Here is a 24,173-nt window from a genome sequence, read left to right on the forward strand (position 1 = left end):
CTGATAAAATTCGAACAGTATCTTGCAGCTGATTTATTTTTTTGGAATCAATTGTATAAGCATCTAAACCTCTATACACATCACCATTAAATGCATAAATCGCTTGTCTGGCATTTTCTTTAGTAAAAGGTAAACTCCAATCTTGATTACGCTCATAATTTAGCTGACCTAAATTATCTGAAATGTGCATCAACTTTGATAGGCTCTTAGCAGATTTTTTCTTTAAGAGTTTATTTAAACGTTGTGCTTCATTTAAAAAACAGGATTCAGTGGTCTTTGTTGTTGGTAATTTACTATCATAATCTAAAGACTTCGCTGGTGATAATACGAGTTTCATATACAAAAAGATTTTATTCAAATTTACAATACAATCTGTTACTTTTCAATGCTTTTATTTTAAATATTTCTATGTAACAATAGTTAAAAGTAATATGCCTGCGTTAAGGATGGAGCATTTGTTGGAGCTCTTTGTTTTATTTAGTTTCAACACCTTAAAATGCTATTACAAAAACAAAAGCGACTTGCGAGAGCCTGACTCTATGTAGTTTTAACGAAGTAGAGTAACGTCCAAAAACTACTGCATATGTGTGGCATAGTGTCTCCATTTTTCGATACAATCTTGTATATCATCAGGAATGGGTGAATCGAATTGTAACTTCTCACCTGTTGTTGGATGAATGAAACCGAGCGTTTTAGCATGTAAGGCTTGACGTGGCAAAATCTTAAAACAGTTATCTACAAATTGCTTGTATTTGGAAAAGGTAGTGCCTTTTAAAATGCGTTCACCTCCATAGCGCTCATCATTGAAAAGCGTATGACCAATATGCTTCATATGAACACGTATTTGGTGTGTACGACCCGTTTCAAGCTTGCAAGACACTAAAGTAACATATCCAAGACGCTCTAAAACTTTATAATGCGTCACTGCAGGTTTGCCTTTATCTTCATCGTCTCCTTCAAAAACTGTGTTTTGCAAACGGTTTTTAGGATGGCGACCAATATGACCTTCGATGGTACCTTCATCGTCTTTCATATTTCCCCAAACAATGGCAAGGTATTCGCGTTCACTAGTTTTATTAAAGAACTGCTTAGACAAATGTGTCATGGCTTGTTCTGTTTTAGCAACGACCAGTAATCCGCTAGTATCTTTGTCAATTCTGTGAACTAGTCCAGGACGTTCACTACTGTTATTAGGTAAATTTTCAAAGTGAAACACTAATGCATTTATGAGAGTTCCTGAATAATTTCCATGACCAGGATGTACAACCATTCCTGCTTGTTTATTAACAACTAAAAGGTCATCATCTTCATAGACAATATCTAATGGAATATCCTCTGGAGTCAATAAATATTCATAAGGAGGATGCTCTAAAAGTACGCGTATCTTATCTAAAGGCTTTACTTTATAATTTGATTTTACTGGAGTACCGTTTACGTAAATGCTTCCGTCTTTTGCTGCAGATTGAATTTTATTACGTGTTGCATTTTCAATAAAATTCATTAAATACTTATCGATGCGTAAAGGCGCTTGTCCTTTATCAACAACAAAAGAATGGTGTTCGAACAACTCGTCGTCATTCTGTTCTGTAGATGGTGAAATTGTTGTCATTACTAGTTAGAAGATCGTTTTCCGTTACCTAAAACTAAATCAATTTTCGAAGTTAAAGGCAATAGTTCTCCTGCTTTTATAGTTTCTCCTTTGTGCTTAATTGAAAGCACTTCATCTTTACCAATATCATCTGCATAAGTAACCTTACCTACTTCAAAACCGAGCGCTTCTAATGTAGGTTTTGCTTGTCTAAAAGTACGTCTAACTATATTTGGCACAGCTACCTTTCTGTAACCTGATGGATTTAAAATAAGGTATATCTTTCTATCCTCTTTAACTTGACTACCAGCTTTCGGATGCTGTTCAATGACTGAATATTTTGGATATTTCGGATTAAAATTTGCAGAATCCTGAATCTCCATAAGCAAATCATTATCGTTTAGTTCAATCTTTACAGTTTCAATAGTTTTCCCTTTCAAATCAGGAACTTTAATAAACTCTCCATGATTTGTAGTACTACGAAGCCACCACATTATTATAAACACGAATACAATTAAAGCTACCACTGCCAATGCTAGTTGTTTGAAAAATGTTTTGCTGGTTATAAATCGTATTAAACTCATGAGATAATTTAACTGTTGACAAATATATAAAAACGAAAGCGTTTACTTAATGGTTTATTTGGTATTTTAGCTTAACTAAAAAAGTTATACAATATTGCTTTTTAAATTGTAACATTAATGTCTAATTAAAATAAGACTACTGCACTTGAAGTTCACATTATGAAAAAAAATATTGCCATTATTATGGGAGGGTATTCTAGTGAATATGAGATCTCTCTAAAAAGCGGACAAGTTGTATATGAGTCTTTGGACAAAGATAAATACCATGTCTATCGCATTCATATTTTTAAAGATAAGTGGGTATTTGTTAATGATCTGGATGAAGAATTTCCAATAAATAAAAATAACTTTTCGGTACTTGTGAATGAGACTGTAATTGAATTTGATTGCGTTTTTAATGCTATTCATGGTTCGCCAGGTGAAGATGGTTTTATGCAAGGTTATTTTGAATTGCTTAATATTCCGCATACAAGTTGTGGTATGTATGAAGCAGCATTAACGTTTAATAAACGGGATTGTTTAAGTGTATTAAGCGCACACGGAATTAAATCGGCTGAATCGTATTATATCAATCTAGGAGACACTATTGATGAAGATGCTATTGTAAACAAAGTAGGTTTGCCTTGTTTTGTTAAAGCAAACAGAGCTGGCAGTAGTTTTGGAGTTACTAAGGTATATAAGAAAGATGAACTTCAAAATGCACTTGACGTTGCTTTTAAAGAGGATAATGAAGTTATAATTGAGTCATTTTTAGATGGAATTGAAGTGTCTGTTGGAGTGCTTACTTATAAAGGTGACATTACAGTATTGCCAATAACAGAAATTGTTTCTGAAAATGATTTCTTCGATTATAAAGCAAAATATTTAGGACAATCTCAAGAAATCACACCTGCAAGAATTGATGAATCGCAAGCAGATAAAGTTCGTGTTTTAGCAAAAAAAGTATATCAAATATTAAATTTAAAAGGATTTAGTCGAAGTGAATATATTTTTAAAAACGGCAACCCTTATCTCCTAGAAGTCAATACGGTTCCTGGGTTAACTGAAGCTAGCATACTACCTCAGCAAGCTGCTTCAGCTGGGATTAGCATGAGTGATCTGTTTGCTAATGCTATTGAAGAAGCTCTCAAATAATTAATAATTATATTTGAAACTAGTTCTGCTACAAAACAACACTATGAAACGAGCAATTTTTCCAGGATCATTTGATCCAATTACACTTGGCCACTACGATATTATCAAACGTAGTGTTAACCTTTTTGATGAAGTCATTGTAGCTATTGGTATAAATGCTGATAAAAAATACATGTTCTCAGTGGAGGAACGCAAACAATTTATTGAAGATGCTTTTAAAGACGAAGCAAAAGTTAGTGTCGTTACTTACAAAGGACTTACAGTTGATTTCTGTCAAAAAAATAATGTTGAATTTATATTGAGAGGCTTACGTAATCCTGCAGATTTTGAATTTGAAAAAGCCATTGCACATACTAATCGAGACCTTGCTCCTATTGAAACCGTATTTTTATTAACTGCGGCAAGCACGTCTTACATATCGTCTTCAATTGTAAGAGATGTAATTAGAAATCATGGTGATTACACGAAATTAGTACCGAGTAGTGTAACTGTTAAATAAGATTATTTTTCTTAGCCTTTTGAACGGCTTCCAATTTGTTATGTACTTGTAATTTACGATAGATATTTTCGATGTGTTTTCTAACAGTTCCTGTAGATAGTATTAAATTATCAGCAATCTGAACATAGTTTAATCCTTTACTCAAATGTTCTAAAACTTCTGTTTCTCGTTTCGTAAGTTTTATGATTTCTTTATCCTTTTCATTTTCAATACACATTGGGTTTCTGAGTAACTTCAAAGTTTTCAGTGCAATTGATGGATTCATAGCTGCTCCTCCATTTAGAGTGTCGATAATTCCATCGTGGAGATCTTTCGCATTAATTTCTTTCAGCAAATAACCATCAGCTCCAGCTTTTATAGCATTAAATATATTTTCGTCATTATCAAAAACTGTCAGCATTATGATTTTAATATGTGGATATTTTTGTTTGACAATTTCAGTGGCTTCAATACCATTAAGTACAGGCATTTCAATATCCATTAAAATCAAATCTAAATTATGATTGTCTTCTATTTGAGATAGTAAATCAGAGCCATTCATCGCAGAAAACTTGATATTAAATTCTTCGAAAAAAGACAGTTTTTCTTTAACTGTATTTATCAAAAAGGTATTATCGTCAACAATTGCAATTTTAATGCTCATAAGGTTTGATTTTCAGAATAAAAAGTTACAAAATTCTTTAGGTTTAGCTATACGTCATTTGACGTATTTTTATTATTTTACGATATCATCATTATAATCGTAGTTCCTTTATCAATAATTGAGGTCAGTTTAAATTCGGCTTTTATTTCCTCTGCTCTTTTTTTCATATTATGAATGCCATTACTCATTTGAGTGGTTTCTATATCGAATCCTTTACCGTCATCTTTAACTTGAATGCTTAACTGTGCATCTGAATAGTCAAAATCTATTGCAATATGTTTTGCTTCGGAATATTTAATGGCATTATTAATCGCTTCTTGAATAATTCGATACACATTCATACCTTGGAGAGACGTCAACTTAAAATGCTCAACATCTGAAACACTTGAATTGAATTCGAATTTAATTTGATCTGCAGCAACATCTGCCTTGTCAATAAAATTTGAAATACGTGACTGTAAATCTTCAACAGTAATTTCACTTTTGTTCATTGCCCATATGGTGTCTCTTAATTCGTATATAGTAGTCGTTGTAAATTCACTAATACTGCCGAGTTTATTTGAAAGTTTTTCCGGCAATTTAAATCCGTATTTCAAATTATCTAAGGACGAAATAATAAAGGTAAGTTGGGCGCCAATATTATCATGTAAATCTCTTGAAATTCTTAATCGCTGTTCTTGAAGTCGGTTTTGGCTTTCAATTTTCAATAACGCATCTTTAAGTTCATTTTCTTTTTTTAATTGCCTGTTTTTTAATCGTTGTTGATTGTAAAACAAATAGCCTAATAAACTTAAAATTAGCGCCAATACAGCTAGGCCAAAAACTTGAGTGTTTTTTTCATTTAGCTCTAATTCTTGTTCTGCTAAATCAGCACGCTGTTTTAAAATTTCTTTCTCTTTTTTTTCAGTTTGGAATTCAATTTTTAACTCTTGAACTTTCTGATTGGTTTCAATGTTAATGACACTGTCTTTAAGTCTTTGAAATTGTTCATTAAATTCATAAGCATTTTTATAATCATCAAGTTGTTTATATCCATTAGAAATGGATTGATAACAATAACGTTCTAAAGCTGAATAGTTGTGAGTTTTTGCCATTTCAAGACTCTTTTTAAAATTTTGAATGGCATCCTTGTAGTTTTTTTCATTGTAAAATATATCAGCAGTATGTGTATAATTAACGGCAATGCCATAATTATCAATAATTTTTCTTCTTATTACTGTTGAACTGTCGATATATCGCCTTGCTAACTTAAAATCTCCTGTTTCAGAATACACATTAGCAATAGTAGCATAAGCATATCCTAGTCCGACACTATCATTAAGTCTCTTTTTAATTTTGAGTGATTTTATATCGTAATAAAGTGCACTATCATACTGTTTAATCATTGCTTGAATGATGCCATAATTACCATATAAAGGATCTATTTTGGTTTTGTTATTTTCAGATTCCAACAATTTTATTCCTTTTCGCATATATTCAACAGCAGTATCAACATCATTAAACTTAATACTGTATCCTAATTGTCCGTAGGCAATACCGGCTTTCAATTTATTATCTAAACGCTCAAAGAGCTTAATAGACTTTAAAGCATATTCTGTTCTTTTCTTGGGCTTTTCTCTATAAGAATACACCTCGCTTAGCTTATAATAAATATCACCAAGAGCTAGACTGTCTTTTAATTGTATGGCAATATCAACAGCTTTAAGAAAGATGGCTTCAGACTTTTCAAGTTCTCCGACATACTTTTTGTAAGGAATATCATTGATAACTGTTAACTGCTGATTTTTAGTAAGTTTAGATATTGAGGCTTGTAAACTATCAATGTAAGATGAGTTTTGTGCAGTACAAAAGCTCCCAACAAACAACAGTGATAAAAAAACATTTTTCATTTTACAGGTTGATCAATAATGGAATTTAAGATACAACTTTTTGACTGAAATATTAAACCTTTAAAATCACTTGTGTGCCCTTATGTTCTTCAGAAAGAATAGTTAGGTCTGCTCCTATATTTTTGGCACGTTTATACATATTATTTAATCCGCTTCCTTTTTTAACTGAAGGCGTATGAAACCCTTTTCCATTATCAGAGATGGTGATTTTTAATTGATCTTTGGGTTGCATTATACGCACTTTGATTTCTTGAGCAAATGCATGCTTGAGACTATTATGAATCGCTTCTTGAATAATTCGATGAATGTTCATTCCTTCAATAGAAGTAAATGTTTTTTGGATATCTACGCTTGAATCTACAACAAATGAAAACCTAATATTATCATCATATACGTGTGCTTTATCAATGTAATTAGAAATACGTGATTGCAAATCTACAAAACTGATTTCATTTTTATTCATTGCCCAAATTGTATCGCGCAATTCATAAATAGTTTCTGAAGTAAAAGCACTAATTTTATTAAGTTTAGACGTAAGATTTTCATCTTTTATGTCAAATCCATATTTCAAATTATCTATAGATGAAATGATAAAAGTGAGTTGCGCTCCAATATTATCATGCAAATCTCTAGAAATTCTTAAACGCTGTTCTTGCAATCGATTTTGAGTTTCTATTTTTATAAGTGCATCTTTAAGTTCATTCTCTTTCTGAAGTTGTTTGTTTTTTAATTTTTGCTGGTTAAAAAACAAAAAACCTATTAATGCTAAAATAAAAGCCAAGCCCAAAAAACCATACATCTGGTAATTTTTTTTCTGAATAGTTAGTTCTTTTTCAGCTAGGTCTGCACGTTGTTTTAAAATTTCTTTTTCTTTTTTCTCAGTATCGTATTTAACTTCTAAATCAGCAACAGCTTGGGCATTTTTTTCTGAAAATACTGAATCCTTTACGTCTATAAATTTCTTAGTATATAAACGTGCCTTCTTATAATCACGTAACATGTAATAACTTTCAGCTGTATGTAGATTTAAATCGGAAGAAATGCCTTCTAAATATGGATATTTCTCTAAAAGTTTAAACGCTTTATTAGCATAAGCTAATGCTTTTTTGGGCTGATTGATTTCATTATACAACGAGGTTAAATTACTATAGGTTGAAAATTCACCTTTTTGATCAGCTTCATAACCTTCAGGTTTATCTAGGGCTTTTAGATAATACTTAATCGCTAAATCAAATTCATTATTATAGTTATAAGCATTCGCTAAATTATCTAAAACTCTGTAGTAGTCGATTAGGTTATTAGAGCGCTTAGCAATAACTAATCCTTTTTGATAGGCTTCAATGGCTTCATCAATTCTACCTAAATCTTTTAAATTAATTCCAATATTATTATAAGATGCAACTTGTTCCGTTTCAAGTTTGAATTTCTCCCTAATCATTAATGCCTCTTCATGGTATGTCAAAGCTTTCTCATTCAAATTCATTTCTTGATAAATGAGTCCAATATTATTCAAATACACACTTCGGCCTTTTTCATCTTTACTAATATCATTCATTTTAAGAGCATCAAAAAAATAGCGAAGTGCATCATCAAACTCACTTCTATTCCAATGAAACATTCCTAGATTATTAACACACATCACTTCAATACTTTTGAAATTATGGTCACGACTTAGTTTTAAGGCTTTTGAAAAATAATAATTAGCCGAATCAGACTCACCTATAATATCCTTATAAATACCATGAGTATTCGTGAACTCTGTTAATCCAAAATTAAAATGAGTTTTTTTAGCAAGTGATTTTCCTTCTTTAATAACATCAATTGCTTTATCTGTATCATTAAAGATGTAGCTAAATGCAATTTTATTGAGCATTCTAATCTTTGTAGAATCATCTTTTGTAGATCGTGCTACAACTAATAGACTGTCTAAATTTTGAGAAATAGCTACACTAGAAAAACAAGTCACAAGAAGTAATAGAAAATATTTAAGTTTCATATGAGGAAACAAAAAAAGCATCAGAATTATTTTACCTACAAAGGCTTCATAATTTACTGATGCTTTCTTAAAAAATTGATTAATAGCAAGACGAATATATAACATAATAAGAATGGTTTATCTTTTTTTCGACAAGTTGCAATTAAAAAAGATTAAGCGTAATCCTACAAAATTACGCCCAATCATAATCTCAACAACAAGATTTAATTGTTTAGGTTGTATGTATAAATAGTCTTGTCATTAGCTTTATAATATAGATATCCGCCAAACTCATCTACTTGATATTCTGGCTTTTTATCTTTTAAAACAATCTCTTTCTCGACTGTTCCTTTATCTTTATTCACTTTAACTAAGCCAACACCATCGTCAAATTTTGTTAAAATAAATTGTGCATTTTGAGTCGCTGAAGTTGCCTTAAAACGTTTTAACATTTCTGCGACAGAAGCTCCAGCAGCAGAGGACATACCAGCAGACAAATCATTTAAACGATCTCCACGAGCAGTATACTGACCAATTCTATTGCGTTCATTCATATTAGCTTCATAAGATGCAGAAGCAGCAGCAGTTGCAGCAGCTACGGCTGTGACTCCTGCTAAAATAGCTCCGAATGCACTTTTACCAGGAGCTCTGTGATATTCATGCCAAGACGTATCTCCATTATAATCTAAATACATCATGTTTTGATCTGAAGTTAATAAAAGTCCACTATCTCTTACTTCTATAGCAGTTGGATTTTCTTTACCGTCAAAATTTGCTTCCATTAAAATTTCAGATGTCCCAGAGTTAGCATCAATGCTATATAATTTCTCATCAGCAGTAATTAAATACCGATCATTTTTTTTATCATAATCTGAACTCACTACATCAGCTCTTTTAAATTTTAATGGTTTCTTCCAAACTTGCTCACCTGTATTTAAATTAACAATATTAGCATCTTCTGACGTAATGTAAATTAAGCCTTGAGGTGTTGTTGCCATTGTTAGGATATTTTCACCTGTTTTAAGTGGCTTTTTAAATAAGGTCTTTCCATCATATGAAATCTTATTGATTCCACCTTCTTGAATTCCGAAGAGAATACCATCATCCATGATATAAAAATGTTGAACATAACCTTTAGTCTTTGGCGCTTTTTCCCATAAGTCATCACCTGTTGCAGCACTTAGCAAAGCAATTTTAGATTCTGATGCAGCAGCAAAAGTACTACTTCCTCCAGCTACATCACTTACTACAGCCAGACCTTGAGGTAAAATTTGGAAATTAGAAACACTTCCTTTAACCTTGCGTTCATCTGCCCAAGTATCCTTACCATTAGAACCAATTTTATAAATTTTTGTGTTCTTATTGTTAGAAGTCGAAGCAAATGCATAAATATCTTTTTCAGTATCATCAGCAACCATCCAACTTATATTTTTTAAATCATTCTCCCAAAGCACATTACCCGAAGACATGTCTATTTTCATTAATCCTTTTGTTGTTGGAATAATAACACCGTCAGACAAAACTAAAGGTGTTCCCATAGCTTGCCTTGAACCTTTAAAAGTGTAAAAGCTAATTTGTTCTCCTGTATTTAAATCATAGATAGCCACAGCTTGCGCGTACTTTTCTTTAGCTTTACGCTGACCACTAACTATTAGCTTATTAGCTGGCATTAATACTCTAGACATCCCTATAGCTTTCCAACCATTTTTCTCTGTACTGAAAAGTACTTTTCCAGACATATAGTCTATGACAGCACTTTTCGTTTGTAAACCACCAAAACCTGTCTGTCCAACAACTACATATGGCGCTCTTGGAATAAAATTTAACTCTTCTGGTTTGACACGACCATAATCTGTAAAATTGAAAAGTAAATTATCAACTCCAGGTTTTATACCCACTAATCCATCGTTAGTAGCTACAACTACTGTTCCTCCATCAGTAATTGTCATTTCGTTAATCTTAGCTCCAAATTCATACTTATGATCTGGAGATTCTGCCTTTTGAGCAAATAGTGAAGTTGCATTCAAGATGAATGCAACCATCACTAAGCTCTTAAATTGAATTAATAGTGATTTCATAATTGTAATTAATTAACAACTTGTTTGTTAAGGTCGAAAGAACCGTCAGTAATTGTCTTTACTGATTGGTCTCCACCAACATTCTTACAAGTGAAATTAAAAGTACCTATTACTTTAGTATCAGTTACATCAGAAATTACAATCTCACCTACAGCAGAACTATCATAAGGTGCTTGCCAGATTTCAGTGGATGGATTTTGTGGATTACTCACATCAGTTTCAGTATAAGAAGCTGAATTTGTAATATTTGCTCCTCCACCTAACGGATAAGTACCAGGACCATTAAAACCAATAACTGTAAGTGAGAAAGCTCTACCACTACTATTAGAGGCAATAATAATTAAGTTTTGTCCGCTATTAGCTACAGTAGCTGAAGATGAAATCTCCATAGATTCGAAATTATTTCCATCTATTTTTGCAACCAATACTCCAGAACCTGCTCCTGGTGTTCCTGGATCGTCTTCTCCACTATCGTCATCATTTGAACATGATGTAAGTGTAATTGCTGTAAATGCCATGACTAAAATCATGAAGTTTTTAAAATGTCTCATTGTTGATTAATTTTTTGAGGTTAATAATGACACAAATTTGCTTCAAAACAGGAATACAGACAATACGACATATGCCGTATATTATTATAGTGCACTTAAAATCAATTATTTAAATACTAAACACACATGAAATACATCTGGGATTTTTGATTTCTGATATTAAAATTGAATGTGTTTGAATACAGATTGTAATTGTAATTCTTTATCTCTCAATTTTTGAATAAATAATTGATGTGCATCAGATTTAGAATTAAAAGCGTTGTGTTTTAAACCTTTCTGAACCTGTTCAACGTCTTCCATAGTCGAATGTGCTGCTTCAGAAATCCAGACGCTATGAAAACAATCCCAAATGTAGTTAACAGCTAATGCATTTGGATGTAACATATCCTCTTTATAAAAGCGATAATCTCTAAGTTCATCTAACATTATTTCATAAGAAGGGAAATAATACAATTGTGTTCTGTGATCAACAACCTGATGAATGGCTGAAATTAAATGTGATTTACTTTGTGTGTTCTCTACAAATCCATCTTTAATATGTCTCACTGGCGACACAGTAAATAGAATATTAACTTTAGGGTTTATACTTCTAACCATACTCACAATCGCTTCAAGAGATTCTACAATAGTATCTATTGATAATAGTTCTTTTAGAAACTGCTTTTGTGGAACTTTATGACAGTTGGCAACGAACATATCTGTTTTAATTTGTCTGTAAGCCCAAGCTGTTCCTAGTGTAACCACTATGTGTGTTGCTTCAGTTAAAACATCATTAGTTGCTTTAACTTGTGTATTCAATGTTTCCAGCAAATCCGCTTTTAAAGCCTTACTTAGTTTTGAATGCGCTTCAAAACAATGCCATTGTTCATTTTTGAAAAAGATATCTTCTTCAGTGTATTGCTTTTCATTTATAGCATTGATGATTAGATTTTCAATAGCTAGCGGATGGAATAAAATCCCGAAGGGATTGTTGAACTTTTGAAATTTATAGTACTCAAACTTATCTGCTATATGTTCTGAGAAACAAGACCCAAACAAAGCAATCTTAGAGTAATAATCTATTTGATTTAGTTGTTGAGGTTTAAGTGGTAATTTCGTTTGCAATTCCATAGAGAAAAGGATTAAGACCTTAAAGATATATAACCCATTGAAACCTTTTGCTAAAGTTTTGAAATATCTGTTTTCTCTTGCTGAAATACTTTAATTTTGGGCAAGGCTGAAATTGCTAAATCTATATATTTTAAAGCATCAGATTTATTTCCTTTGTGTTTATGTATTTGAGCTAAGCGATAATTTGCCCAAGCCTTTGGCACGCCATCAGCTGCTGAATAATTTTTAATATAAGTTAATAAACATTGTTCACCTTTGCTAAGTTCGACATTATATTCTGCAGCGACTTTACCAATTTGATAGTGTAATGCGTTTCTATTATGCTTATTTTGAGCTTGTTCAATATTTGCAATTGCTTTTTCAGGTTGCTTATTTGATTCATATAAATTAGTTAATTTCTCAAAACAAGTTAATGAACCACCAATTTTGATTGCTTTTTTATAAAAAGTTTCGGCTAGTTCTGGTTCGTTATCATATTCATATATATACCCTTTTGCTAAGTAACCATCTACTGTTGAAAGCACTTCCAATTCTTCAGCATATTTTAACGATTTACTTTTACTACCTCCCACAATACCTGGCAATTGCATATACAATTCTACCAAAGCCCAACGTGTATTAATATGTTTGGGATCTAATTCTGCAGCTTTAAGAAATGCCGATTTAATATCACCTATGAATGCCACTGCTCTTAGCTTACTCACACTCAATGCTTTCATCCCTAAAGCACCACCATATTTATAATGATAGTTAGCAACATTAGGTCTCATATTGACAAGTTTTTCATAGATCTCAATAGCTTCATCCCATTTTTTTTGTTGGCCATAGGCATCACCAAGCAACTCAATGCCTTCAATATCATTAGGTGCTGCGTTAAGATATGATTCTAGATTAGTTTCAGCTGTCTTATATTTTTTATCCAACAGTAATTGCTTGACATCTTTAAGCGAAGACGATTGTCCTTGACCAATGAATGGAATTAAAAAAAGAAAAAATAACAAGTGTTTCATATTCATCTTTACACAATTTTCATGCCTTGTAAGTCTTGGTATTATTTTTGATTTTGATACCGCAAAGATAACGTGTTTACAGTTAAAATTAATAACTTCACTAAGTCAAACGATTTGATAACTCATTTCTTATATACTTGCTGATATTTTGAGGTTAAATTGCACGATAACAAAATAAATATTTATGAAATTAATAACTAATATATTAATGATTTTATGTTTCGCTAATTTCTCCACTGCTCAATCTAACGATTTTGAAAAATTATGGAAAGATGTTGCAAAGTACGAAGCTGATGGTTTACCAAAATCGGCTTTAAAAGTTGTTGAAACCATATCTGAATTGGCTAAAACCACAAACAATTCAACACAACTAATAAAATCTTTACTTCACAAAAGCAAGTATATGCTTACTCTTGAGGAAGATGCGCAACTTAAAATTGTTGAAGATTTTAAAAATACAATCTCCAAAAGCAAAACACCTCAAAAAAACATACTGGAAAACATACTTGCTACTATGTATTGGCAGTATTTTCAACAGCATCGCTATCAATTTTATAACCGCACCAATACTGCCGAAAAAGTAGATGATGATTTCAGAACGTGGGATTTAAAAACGCTATTTACTGAGATTCAAACCTATTATCAACGTTCGTTAGAAAACGGACTTCTATTGCAACAAGAGCAACTTTCAGATTATAAAGAGATCTTAATTGAGCAAAATGATTCTAAAGTATTGCGACCAACACTTTATGATTTATTAAGTCATAATGCACTCAGTTTTTACAAAACTAGTGAAAATAGTATGTCTAAGCCAGCTTATAAATTTGAGATTGAAAACCCAGATTTAATGGCGCCTTCAAAAACTTTTACTGCGGTAAATTTAACCTCTAAAGATTCAACTTCCTTACAATTACAAGCGCTTAAAATTTATCAAAATTTAATTTTATTACATTCAAAAACTAAAAATCCTGAAGCATTAGTAGAAGTGGATATTGAGCGTATTAAATATGTAAATCAACATGCTACGTTTAACAACAAGGAAGCTATTCTATTAAACACCTTACAAAAATCAAGTAATGCTTGGTCTTCAAATCAGGTGTCTGGCTTATATGATTTTGAAATTGCAACATTATGGCGACTACAAGGGCAACAATACAATGCTAATTCAAATCCAGAGGTGAGATGGAAACTGAAAGCTGCTATTGAATTGTGTAACGCTGTAACTAATAAATTCCCAAAAAGCAGGGCATCTAACCAATGTGAGATACTTAAATCTCAATTATTATCAAGTAGCTTAAGTTTATCTGCTGAAACTCTTATTCCTATTAAATCCTATTCAAAATTTCTAGTAAACTATACCAATATTAATGTCTTAGAATTTAAGATCTACAAGGTTAACCTTTCTCAAATATCAGCCTTCCAAAAACTATACAGACCGGAAGAACGACTAAAATTTCTTCAGAAAAAAGATACGCAAATATCTTGGAAATCTACATTGAAAAATGAAAGTGATTTTCAAAATCATTCTACAGAAGTTATTGTTCCTAAATTAGAAAATGGCCATTATATTGTTCTTGCTGAAACTGAAAACAAAGACAATGGTTCTTTTGCAACCCAAACATTACAAGTAACTAATTTTGCAATTATTGACAGATCTACTGGCAGTGATATTGTGTATCAAATTATTGATAGAACCAATGGGAGTCCTATTGTAAATGCTATAGCTACATTAAAATTTCAAAAAAATTATAAGAAAACTTTTTTTACGAAACAGCTTAAATCTGATACTAAAGGTGAAATTCGCTTGAAGAAAACATCAAATCGATATAACAATTTAAGTATTGCTGTTTCAAAAAATAATGAATCTGCTTTTTTTAAAGGATATTACACTTCAAAAAAACAGGAGAAAGAGAAAACAAATGTTAACTACAATTCATTTTTATTTTCAGACAGAAGTATTTACAGACCTGGACAAACTGTATATTTTAAAGCTATTGTTTTAGAAAGTGAACTAGGCAAATCTAATCCTCTTTCTGATGAATCTATTGAAGCAACACTACACAATGTTAATGGGGAACAACTTTCAGAAATAACATTAACAACTAATGATTTTGGTTCAGTTGCTGGTGAATTTATAATTCCAAGTTCAGGGTTAAACGGACAGTATTATATCAATATCTCATCAACCTCACTAAGTATAAATCAGAATCATTATTTTTCTGTTGAAGAATATAAGCGTCCGAAGTTTGAAACTAAATTTAAACCTGTTACTGAAACGTTTAAAGTCAATGATTCAGTTACTGTTAACGGCATAGCTCTGGCGTATGCAGGAAGTCATATTACTGATGCAAAAGTTGTATATCGTGTGGTTAGAAAAGTACAATATCCACGTTGGTATTATTGGTATAGACCATGGTTTAACAGTGAACCTCAAGAGATTTCTCATGGCGAAACTATTACTAATAATAAGGGTGAATTTCAAGTTATTTTTAAAGCTCTTCCAGATGACAGTGTCGACATCGCTTCATTTCCTGTTTTCAATTATGAAATTTCAGCAGATGTTACCGATCTTAATGGAGAAACAAGAAGTACTACATCAACTGTTCGTGTAGGCTATCACACCTTAAAAGCTAGAATTTCAATTGCTGAACAATTAAATAAAACGAATAAAGATCATACTTTAAACATTTCTACAACTAATTTAAATGGTGAGTTTGTTCCAGCAGAAGGCTCAGTCAAAATCTATAAATTAAAAGCACCTAACCGAGTACTAAGACCTAGACCATGGAACGCTCCAGATTATCAGGTCATACCATCGGAAGAATTTATAACTAAGTTTCCTCATGAAGCTTATGATAATGAACAAAACCCTATCTATTGGAAGAAAGGCAAACTTGTTTTTGAGAATACATTTGACACTGAATCGTCAAAAGAAATGGCTTTAGGTAATATAAAAAAATGGGATTCTGGTAAATATATTATTCGTTTACAAAGCACTGACAAGTTTGGTCAAACTGTTACTGATGAAGCTAGAATGACACTTTACAGCGACAATGATAAAAGCATTTCAGATCAACAATTATTTAACATAACCACTAATAAAAAACAATATACAGAAGGCGATTTGGTCGAACTCACAATAGCTTCTGCAGCAAAAGGTATTACGATTACAGTAAGTGTTGAAAAAAATCGTGAGATTATCAACACCTATAATATCACTTTAAATAACAATAAGAAAACAATTAAAGTTTTAGTAAATAAAGAGGATGTTGGTGGTTTTGCCATTCATTATAGTTATGCCTTTAATAATAGTTATTCTAATGGTTCAACTCGAATACATGTGCCTTACCCTAAAAGTGATTTAAAAATTGAAACACAAACGTTTAGAGACAAACTTCAACCAGGAACTGACGAAACTTGGAGTTTTAAAATTAAAGGTCCGGAAGGCGAAAAAGTTACTGCCGAAATTTTAGCGAGCATGTATGATATGTCTTTAGATCAATTTCAACCTCATCAATGGACTTTCAATCCGATACAAAACCCAAGCTACTATCCAAGATATGGTTCTAATGCAAGGCATAGTTTTGGTGTTGGTAGATTTAGAATGCATAACCAACAAAATAATTACCCGAGTTACCAGCAACAACAATACGACCAATTGAATTGGTTTGGATTTTATTTTGGCAATAGATACAGAAATAGGCTTACTAAAACTTATGCTTCCGCAGTTAGAATGGTTTCTGAAGAAATGGAAATGGATGATTCTGCAATGGAACCAAATGCTGGCTTTGTTCAAACACTTTCAGGTCAAGTACCTGGTTTAAATATTGAATCAAATTCAGGTCAGCCTGGAGGTAACTCCCTTGTTCAACTTAGAGGAGTAAGCTCAATTAAAGGTAATACTGAAGCTCTTTTCGTTGTTGATGGAGAAATTGTCAATGAAGCTAACTTCAGAAGTTTAAAACCTGAAGATATCTTAAACATAAAAGTTTTAAAAGGAAATGAAGCAATTGCCTTATATGGAGAAAAAGGCAAGAATGGCGTAATTATAATTACAACTAAAAATAATGGCAAAGAATTATCACAGATTAAGATTAGAAAAAATCTTCAAGAAACTGCTTTTTTCTTTCCACAATTAGAAACAGATAGCGAAGGTCAAGTGAGTTTTAATTTTACCACTCCTGAAGCCTTAACCAAATGGAAACTGCAATTGTTAGCACATACCAAAACTATGGAAAGTGCTGTAACAAGTTTAGAATCTGTTACACAAAAAGAATTAATGGTCATTCCTAATGCACCACGTTTTTTAAGAGAAGGTGATGAAATTGTAATCAGTACCAAAATTGCAAACCTCACAGACAAAGAATTAATTGGTCAAGCACAATTAGTTTTGACAAATACTATAACAGGTCAAGATATGTCGTATGAATTAATTGTTCAGCCTTTAGAATTTCAAACTATGGGACAACAATATAGTGCTAATGAAGCTTTTTCTATTGGAGCTAAAGGTAACACACAAGTGTCTTGGACTTTAAAAATCCCAGATAACATTCAAGCTGTAGAATATAAAGTTATTGCAAAAGCGGGAGATTTTAGTGATGGAGAACAAAACTTATTGCCTGTATTAACTAACAGAATGCTGGTTACAGAAACACTACCTATGTGGATTAAAAGTAACGAATCAAGAACCTTTACCTTAGACAAACTTCGTACTAATTCATCAACAACACTAAAACATCATAAACTCATATTAGAGATGACCTCTAATCCTGCTTGGTATGCTGTTCAAGCTTTACCATACTTGATGGAATATCCTTATGACTGTAACGAACAAACCTTTAGTCGTTATTATGCGAATGCGCTAGCAAGTCATATTGCGAATAATAATCCGAAAATTCAAGCAGTTTTTAACCAATGGAAAAATACTGATGCCTTATTATCTAACCTAGAGAAAAACGAAGAATTGAAATCTATTTTAATTCAAGAAACACCTTGGTTACGTGATGCTCAAAATGAAACCGAACAAAAAAAACGAATTGCATTGCTTTTCGATTTAAACAAAATGAATTACGAGTTAGATGCAGCAAAACGAAAACTTAAGAATAATCAAATGCCTAGTGGAGCTTGGCCTTGGTTTAAAGGAGGTCGTGAAAATCGTCATATCACACAGCATATTATTACTGGGTTTGCGCATCTTAATAAACTAAATGTGGTCAAGAACGATAATGAAGCATCTATGATTAAAAAAGCTATGACGTATCTAGATTCACAATTTATAAAAGAGTACAAAGACATTAGAAAATACAATGCAAAAGCCGACTTATCCAAAGACCATTTGAGCAATACACAATTGCAATATTTATATTTAAGAAGTTTTTTTCCGGACACAAAAAAGTCTGAAGAAGTCTCTAAGGTTATGGAATATTACTATGGACAGATTGAAACGTATTGGCTGAAAAAATCATTGTACTCCAAAGGACTTATGGCATTGATTATGCACAGAAAAAATGACGCTAAAACGGCTAACAAGATTTTAAAATCTTTGGAAGAAAATAGTATCACTTCAGATGAATTAGGAATGTACTGGAAAGAAAACACGAGTTCTTGGCATTGGTATCAAGCTCCTATTGAAACACAAGCTTTAATGATTGAAACATTTTCAGAAATTAAACCAAACGCTATTGAAACAGCTGATAATCTTAAAATTTGGTTGTTAAAAAACAAACAAACCAATCAATGGAAGACAACCAAAGCTACTACTGAAGCTGTATATGCTTTATTGCTACAAGGAAGTGATTGGCTGAGCGTCACTGAAATGGTTGATGTGGTTATAGGTGGAAAAGCAATTAATCCTTCAAAATTAAAAGACGTAGAACTCGAAGCTGGTACAGGATATTATAAAACGACTTGGTCTTCTGAAGATATCAATCCTGCAATGGCATCTGTTGAACTCAACAAAAAAGGAGAAGGCATCGCTTGGGGAAGTTTATATTGGCAATATTTTGAAGACTTAGATAAGATTACTTCAGCTGAAACACCATTAAAATTGATTAAAAAATTATTCAAAAAAACTAACACAGATTTAGGAGAACAAATTACAGAAATCACTTCAGAAACAGATTTAAAAATTGGTGATTTAGTACGTGTACGTATTGAATTAGAAAGTGATCGTAATATGGAATTTATTCATATGAAAGATATGCGAGCATCTGGATTAGAGCCTATAAATGTGTTATCGCAATACAAATGGCAAGATGGATTAGGGTATTATGAAAGCACAAAAGATGCATCAACAAATTTCTTTTTTGATTATCTCCCTAAAGGTGGTTATGTATTTGAATATGATCTTAGAGTCACTAATGCTGGAAACATGAGTAATGGAATCACGACCATTCAAAGCATGTATGCTCCAGAGTTTAGCAGTCATAGTCAAGGGGTTAGAATTGATATAAAATAGTCATATTTAATACACTCAAATCTTAATAAATTATTACTTTGCTTTTCTAAACTAATCAAAATGAAAAAACTCCTAACTATTTGCTTGTTAATTTTTGCAAGCGCGTCTTTCGCACAAGATTTCTCAATCAAAAAAAGTGAAATCTTTAAAGACAAAAAGAAAAACTCTTACTTAAGTTTTAGTCTTGAATCCGACGATGGCGGCATTGTTACCATTAGAGCTTATCGTTCTGGTATGGGCTTTAAAATAAAAGGTTATTACATTCAATGTTTTGATTCCAATCTAAAGCTTGTAAAAGAGTTAGATTATGAAGTAAAAAATAAAGTTATTAAAAATGCCTTTCTAAAAGGAAATACCATTCATCTAATTGAACAAGAAAATTTAAAAAAAGAAAATAAAATTGGATTTAGTATCACCTCAGCAAACATGAGTGATTTAAATTTTTCAACTAAATCCTTACTTGATTTTTCAGAGGACAATGTGAAAAAGTATTTTGGTATTGGTATTTTCCCATTCATTTTCGGCAATGGTTTTAATCAAGCCGACGGAAATCATCTAGGTGAAGTTATCTTTTCAGCAAATAAAAAATTCTTTGCCATAAATTTTGATTTTAAAAACAAAAATCAAGAAACACATAAAGTGTTTGTTTTTAATGACAATTTCGAATCGGTTTATGAAAAACTTATTGTAAAAGATATCAAAGACAAGCTATTTGAATATAATAGTTTTGAAGTTGATGGTGAAGATGGAACCATCTACTTTTTAGGTAAAGCCTATGAAAACGGAAAAAAACTTCTAAAAAAGGGGGTAAGATTAATTACCATTTTGAATTAAATAAAATTAATGCAGATGGTGAGCAAGTGACTAGTTTTAAAAGTCAAGAACACTATATAGAATCGTTACATCTTCTAAAAAACAAAGACCGTTTAGTATGTGTTGGTTTCTATGGAAAAAAAGAAGAATACAGATTGAACGGAGTTTGTATGTACGATATAAACCCTGAAAATTTAGAGACTAATTTTAATAAATTCAATAATTTCTCTGATGAATTTATGAATGATAAATATGGAAATAGAGAAGGTAAAAAGAAACGAAAAAAAGAAAAAGGCATTAATAATGTTGATTTCAAAGGCGTGTATTTAATGGGCAATAATGACATTGTGGTCAATGCTGAAGAATTCTATATTACTACACATTCTTATACAGATGCTAACGGAAATTGGAATACAAGAACTATTTACCACTATAATGACATTATGGCGATGCGATTAGATGCAGATGGCAATATAAAATGGGCTAGAAACATTAATAAAGCTCAAGTAGGAACTGTTAACAGCTCTTACACAAGTTTACCTATTGAAGAATCTACGCACTTTTTTATTAACTGTTCAGACAATGTAAAGAAAATAAGTGCTGATAGAATTGCATTTAAACAAACATCATCTAAGAAATCTAACCTCTATGTTATTTCGATAGATGGTGATGGAAATTTTGATTACAAAAAACTTATTGATGATAAGGAATCAAAAGTATATTATAAAGTAAATGATGGTGTTATTAATATTAATAACCAATCCGTTTTCTTACTTGGAGAACGAAAACGAAATGGACGCATTCTAAAATTACAAGTGAACTAATTATTACTTGACAAATAAATAACCTGTAAGACAAAATCTTGCAGGTTTTTTTTATTTAATGCGCTTCGTTATGAGTGCTAGTTGCCCCATATGATTTGCTTGATGCTCCATGACATGAAACCAAGCCCAATGATTACTCATATTACCATTTATTTTCTTGAACCATTTATCATCTTTTGTTTTTAATAATGCTTTTGTTTTTTTTCGAACCTCATCATATAAATCTAAATAAAATGACAGTGGTTTCCCCTTAAATTCTTTACGAGCTTTTTCACCTAAATTCAATGCTGTATCCCATTTTTCGGCTTCCTCTTTATTAAAGCCTCTACCTTCAAATGTATAGACTTGATAATACGCTTCCGTTGCTGCAAGGTGATAAATAATAGCGCCAGGACTATTTGCATTTTCATCAAGAAGAAAGTCTGTTCCTTCTTGATCTAAATTAGAAACATTTCTCTCAACTCGAGATTTCAAATTATCTAACATAGATATCATTTGACCAATATCGTTTGAATATCCTTTAGGAACTTTAATAGTATTCTGTGAAATAAGTGTTCCACTAAATGTAAATAGCAGAAGCAATAATGATAGGTTTTTCATGGTTGTAGTTTTTTATTATTACTAAAAGTAGAACTTTACAAACCATTTTATATTGTCATTAACAGGAGATTAACGCAAAACGAATCTATTTCTTTTTAGGAGGAAAGCCCTCTAAAACTTTGGTGACAATAGCTACAAATAAAGCTTCACGTTTTTGAGGAGAAGCATTAGGACTATAGCTCGATTCTGATGTTGCTTGCCAAAAAAGACCATTTTTATTTTCATCAACAAACTCAAAAACGATTTGTCTGTTCAGTTTGTTTTGACCAACTGGTATTCCAATAGAGATACCACCTCCAATATTTCCACCTGTACCACCTACACCTACTCCAACATTATTTCGTGGAGCCTCTTGGTATTCACTACTATTAATATCAATAAAAAAATCTGGTGTTTCAGATAGAGTATAACCATTAATTTCCATGGCATCGTCAAGAGCGTCTAATAATCTTTTATTATCTAATTCACTAAGTCCAGTATCTAAATTAGCATAATAATTATATGTTTTATAAACTTTAAAATCTGTGGTTTTTTCGTAATCATAATTAACACGAACTGGTGCACAAGATCCTAGGAAGATTAGTAGTAATAGGAAAGAAATATATTTCATGCTTTTTGTTTTAAAGGTAACAAAAATTATTCCGTTTCTTTCTTATCAATAGACTTGGTTAATGCTGAAGAAATAATACCGGTAGGAATGGCTACAATACCTAAACCAATCATTAATATAAAAAATGTAAACACTTTTCCTCCAACTGTAATTGGATACACATCTCCATATCCCACTGTAGTTAAGGTAATTATCGCCCACCATAAACTATCAAAAATTGAGGTAAAATGTTCAGGCTGTGCTTCATTTTCAAAATAATAAATTCCTACTGCTGAAAAGTATATAAGTATAAGTGTGATAAATACAAATAGTAAAATCTCCTCTTTAGCTGTTTTTATGGCTCTTGTGAAATGGTTCATTGCTTTATTATAACGTACCAATTTTAAAATTCTGAACAATCTTAAAAAACGTAACGCTCTCAATGAACGTAAATCAATTCCGAAAGATAGATAAAATGGGAGAATGGCTAATAAATCAATAATACCAAAAAAACTAAAGACAAATTTTGGCTTACTATCTGCTACATAAATTCTTAATAAATATTCGATAGTAAAAACACTCACACTAAAAATTTCAATAGCAAAGAGTATTGTTTTCGTTTGCGGTTTAAGGTTTGGAATGGTTTCTACTGAAAACGTGACAATAGAAATTAAAATTAATGCTTGAATAAAAAATGCAAAATAACGACTTAGCTTATTATCATTAATTTCAACAATGCTTTTTATCTTATTTCTCATTTTGTTGGCTAATTACAAAAATCAAATATACATGTAAGTATGAAAACATTCATAAATAAATCAATCATTCAAAAGCTTCCACAACTTATCTTTTAACTGTGTAATACCCTTTTGAGCAACTGATGAGATGAACATATAATCAATTGGAAGAGAATCATCTAACTCTTGCTTGAGCTCTGACTGTAATTCTTCGTCTAGCATATCACTTTTAGAAATGGCAATCATACGTTCCTTATCTAACATTTCAGGATTGTATCGTTTTAATTCATCCAAAAGAATATCATATTGCTTTCTAATATCATCTGCATCTGCTGGAATCAAAAATAGCAAAATAGAATTACGCTCTATATGACGTAAAAAATAATGACCAAGACCTTTACCTTCAGCTGCACCTTCAATAATACCAGGAATGTCTGCCATCACAAAAGTTTGATAATCGCGATATTGAACAATACCTAAATTAGGCTTTAGAGTTGTAAACTCATAATCTGCAATTTTAGGCTTGGCAGCACTCACAACAGACAATAAAGTCGATTTTCCAGCATTTGGAAAACCAACCAAACCAACGTCGGCTAAAACTTTTAGCTCTAAAGTAATATGCTTTTCTTCTAAATCTTCACCAGGTTGAGCGTAGCGTGGTGTTTGATTGGTAGAACTCTTAAAATGCCAATTCCCTAAGCCTCCTCGTCCTCCTTTGGCAACAATTTGCTCTTCATTAGCATCTGTAATTTCAAAAAGCACTTCGTCTGTTTCTGTATCTTTTATTACTGTACCAAGTGGCACATCTAGATATACATCTTCACCATCGGCTCCAGTACTTCTACTCTTACTTCCATGAGATCCATGTCCAGCTCTTGCGTGACGTTTGAATTTAAGGTGAAGTAATGTCCATAGGTTTTCATTACCTCGAATAATGATATGACCTCCTCGTCCTCCATCACCTCCATCAGGACCACCTTTTTCTATATATTTTTCACGATGCAAATGAGAAGAGCCTTGTCCACCTTTCCCAGAAGATACATGCACTTTTACGTAGTCAACGAAGTTACCTTCAGTCATAATAATCTATTC

General features: G+C 31.8%; 19 protein-coding genes. 5 read left to right on the forward strand and 14 right to left on the reverse strand.

Annotated features, from left to right (window positions below; all coding sequences use genetic code 11):
* From yaaA to AB8B90_RS06725, 3 genes are all read right to left on the reverse strand, one after another.
* The coding region (gene yaaA / locus AB8B90_RS06715; RefSeq protein ID WP_405334987.1) for a peroxide stress protein YaaA at window positions 1–337 on the reverse strand (337 nt) is incomplete at its 3' end.
* Between the two features lie 237 nt (window positions 338–574).
* Window positions 575–1,609, reverse strand: coding sequence for an RluA family pseudouridine synthase (locus tag AB8B90_RS06720; RefSeq protein WP_405334988.1), 1,035 nt, complete (start codon window positions 1,607–1,609; stop codon window positions 575–577).
* A 2-nt stretch (window positions 1,610–1,611) separates the two neighbouring features.
* Window positions 1,612–2,172, reverse strand: coding sequence for a PASTA domain-containing protein (locus AB8B90_RS06725; RefSeq protein WP_405334990.1), 561 nt, complete (start codon window positions 2,170–2,172; stop codon window positions 1,612–1,614).
* Window positions 2,173–2,331: 159 nt separating this feature from the next.
* Between AB8B90_RS06725 and AB8B90_RS06730 the strand changes: the two genes are divergently transcribed.
* Window positions 2,332–3,306 (forward strand): D-alanine--D-alanine ligase, encoded by a 975-nt coding sequence (locus AB8B90_RS06730; RefSeq protein WP_405334992.1) that lies wholly within the window; start codon window positions 2,332–2,334, stop codon window positions 3,304–3,306.
* A gap of 43 nt (window positions 3,307–3,349) precedes the next feature.
* Complete coding sequence (gene coaD, locus AB8B90_RS06735) at window positions 3,350–3,805, forward strand: pantetheine-phosphate adenylyltransferase (RefSeq protein ID WP_405334994.1); 456 nt, start codon at window positions 3,350–3,352, stop codon at window positions 3,803–3,805.
* Here coaD and AB8B90_RS06740 read toward each other — a convergent pair.
* The 7 genes from AB8B90_RS06740 to AB8B90_RS06770 all read right to left on the reverse strand — a co-directional run bounded on the left by AB8B90_RS06740 (window position 3,798) and on the right by AB8B90_RS06770 (window position 13,061).
* Window positions 3,798–4,448 (reverse strand): response regulator, encoded by a 651-nt coding sequence (locus tag AB8B90_RS06740; protein WP_405334996.1) that lies wholly within the window; start codon window positions 4,446–4,448, stop codon window positions 3,798–3,800. The two genes, coaD and AB8B90_RS06740, sit on opposite strands and share 8 nt — an antisense overlap.
* A gap of 77 nt (window positions 4,449–4,525) precedes the next feature.
* Window positions 4,526–6,337 carry a histidine kinase gene (locus AB8B90_RS06745; RefSeq protein ID WP_405334998.1) on the reverse strand — a complete coding sequence of 604 codons (1,812 nt, stop codon included), beginning with the start codon at window positions 6,335–6,337 and terminating at the stop codon, window positions 4,526–4,528.
* A gap of 52 nt (window positions 6,338–6,389) precedes the next feature.
* The gene (locus AB8B90_RS06750; protein WP_405335000.1) at window positions 6,390–8,438 is read right to left on the reverse strand and encodes a tetratricopeptide repeat protein; all 2,049 of its coding nucleotides are present in this window, start codon (window positions 8,436–8,438) and stop codon (window positions 6,390–6,392) included.
* A 98-nt stretch (window positions 8,439–8,536) separates the two neighbouring features.
* Window positions 8,537–10,390, reverse strand: a complete 1,854-nt coding sequence (locus tag AB8B90_RS06755) for a PQQ-binding-like beta-propeller repeat protein (RefSeq protein WP_405335002.1) — start codon at window positions 10,388–10,390, stop codon at window positions 8,537–8,539.
* 8 nt (window positions 10,391–10,398) lie between these two features.
* Window positions 10,399–10,941 carry a DUF6252 family protein gene (locus tag AB8B90_RS06760; RefSeq protein ID WP_405335004.1) on the reverse strand — a complete coding sequence of 181 codons (543 nt, stop codon included), beginning with the start codon at window positions 10,939–10,941 and terminating at the stop codon, window positions 10,399–10,401.
* A 159-nt stretch (window positions 10,942–11,100) separates the two neighbouring features.
* On the reverse strand, window positions 11,101–12,051 hold the full coding sequence (locus AB8B90_RS06765; protein ID WP_405335006.1) for a GSCFA domain-containing protein: 951 nt from the start codon (window positions 12,049–12,051) through the stop codon (window positions 11,101–11,103).
* Window positions 12,052–12,101: 50 nt separating this feature from the next.
* The gene (locus AB8B90_RS06770) at window positions 12,102–13,061 is read right to left on the reverse strand and encodes a tetratricopeptide repeat protein (RefSeq protein WP_405335008.1); all 960 of its coding nucleotides are present in this window, start codon (window positions 13,059–13,061) and stop codon (window positions 12,102–12,104) included.
* A gap of 184 nt (window positions 13,062–13,245) precedes the next feature.
* Here AB8B90_RS06770 and AB8B90_RS06775 point away from each other — a divergent pair, with 184 nt between their 5' ends.
* The 3 genes from AB8B90_RS06775 to AB8B90_RS06785 are packed head-to-tail and all read left to right on the forward strand — an operon-like array spanning window position 13,246 to window position 21,155.
* Window positions 13,246–19,518, forward strand: coding sequence for an MG2 domain-containing protein (locus AB8B90_RS06775; RefSeq protein WP_405335010.1), 6,273 nt, complete (start codon window positions 13,246–13,248; stop codon window positions 19,516–19,518).
* Window positions 19,519–19,578: 60 nt separating this feature from the next.
* Window positions 19,579–20,352, forward strand: coding sequence for a hypothetical protein (locus tag AB8B90_RS06780; RefSeq protein WP_405335012.1), 774 nt, complete (start codon window positions 19,579–19,581; stop codon window positions 20,350–20,352).
* Between the two features lie 26 nt (window positions 20,353–20,378).
* Window positions 20,379–21,155 (forward strand): hypothetical protein, encoded by a 777-nt coding sequence (locus tag AB8B90_RS06785; protein WP_405335014.1) that lies wholly within the window; start codon window positions 20,379–20,381, stop codon window positions 21,153–21,155.
* Between the two features lie 51 nt (window positions 21,156–21,206).
* On the opposite strand, the gene AB8B90_RS06790 is transcribed toward AB8B90_RS06785, so the two are convergent.
* From AB8B90_RS06790 to obgE, 4 genes are all read right to left on the reverse strand, one after another.
* Window positions 21,207–21,755, reverse strand: a complete 549-nt coding sequence (locus AB8B90_RS06790; RefSeq protein ID WP_405335015.1) for a DUF664 domain-containing protein — start codon at window positions 21,753–21,755, stop codon at window positions 21,207–21,209.
* Between the two features lie 85 nt (window positions 21,756–21,840).
* A complete protein-coding gene (locus AB8B90_RS06795) occupies window positions 21,841–22,365 on the reverse strand; it encodes a DUF4136 domain-containing protein (protein WP_405335017.1) in 525 nt (174 codons plus the stop codon).
* Window positions 22,366–22,391: 26 nt separating this feature from the next.
* A complete protein-coding gene (locus AB8B90_RS06800; RefSeq protein ID WP_405335019.1) occupies window positions 22,392–23,102 on the reverse strand; it encodes an ion transporter in 711 nt (236 codons plus the stop codon).
* 60 nt (window positions 23,103–23,162) lie between these two features.
* Window positions 23,163–24,161 (reverse strand): GTPase ObgE, encoded by a 999-nt coding sequence (obgE, locus tag AB8B90_RS06805; protein WP_405335021.1) that lies wholly within the window; start codon window positions 24,159–24,161, stop codon window positions 23,163–23,165.
* Window positions 24,162–24,173 lie beyond the last annotated feature (12 nt).

Source organism: Psychroserpens sp., assembly GCF_045105015.1.
Classification (GTDB): domain Bacteria; phylum Bacteroidota; class Bacteroidia; order Flavobacteriales; family Flavobacteriaceae; genus Psychroserpens.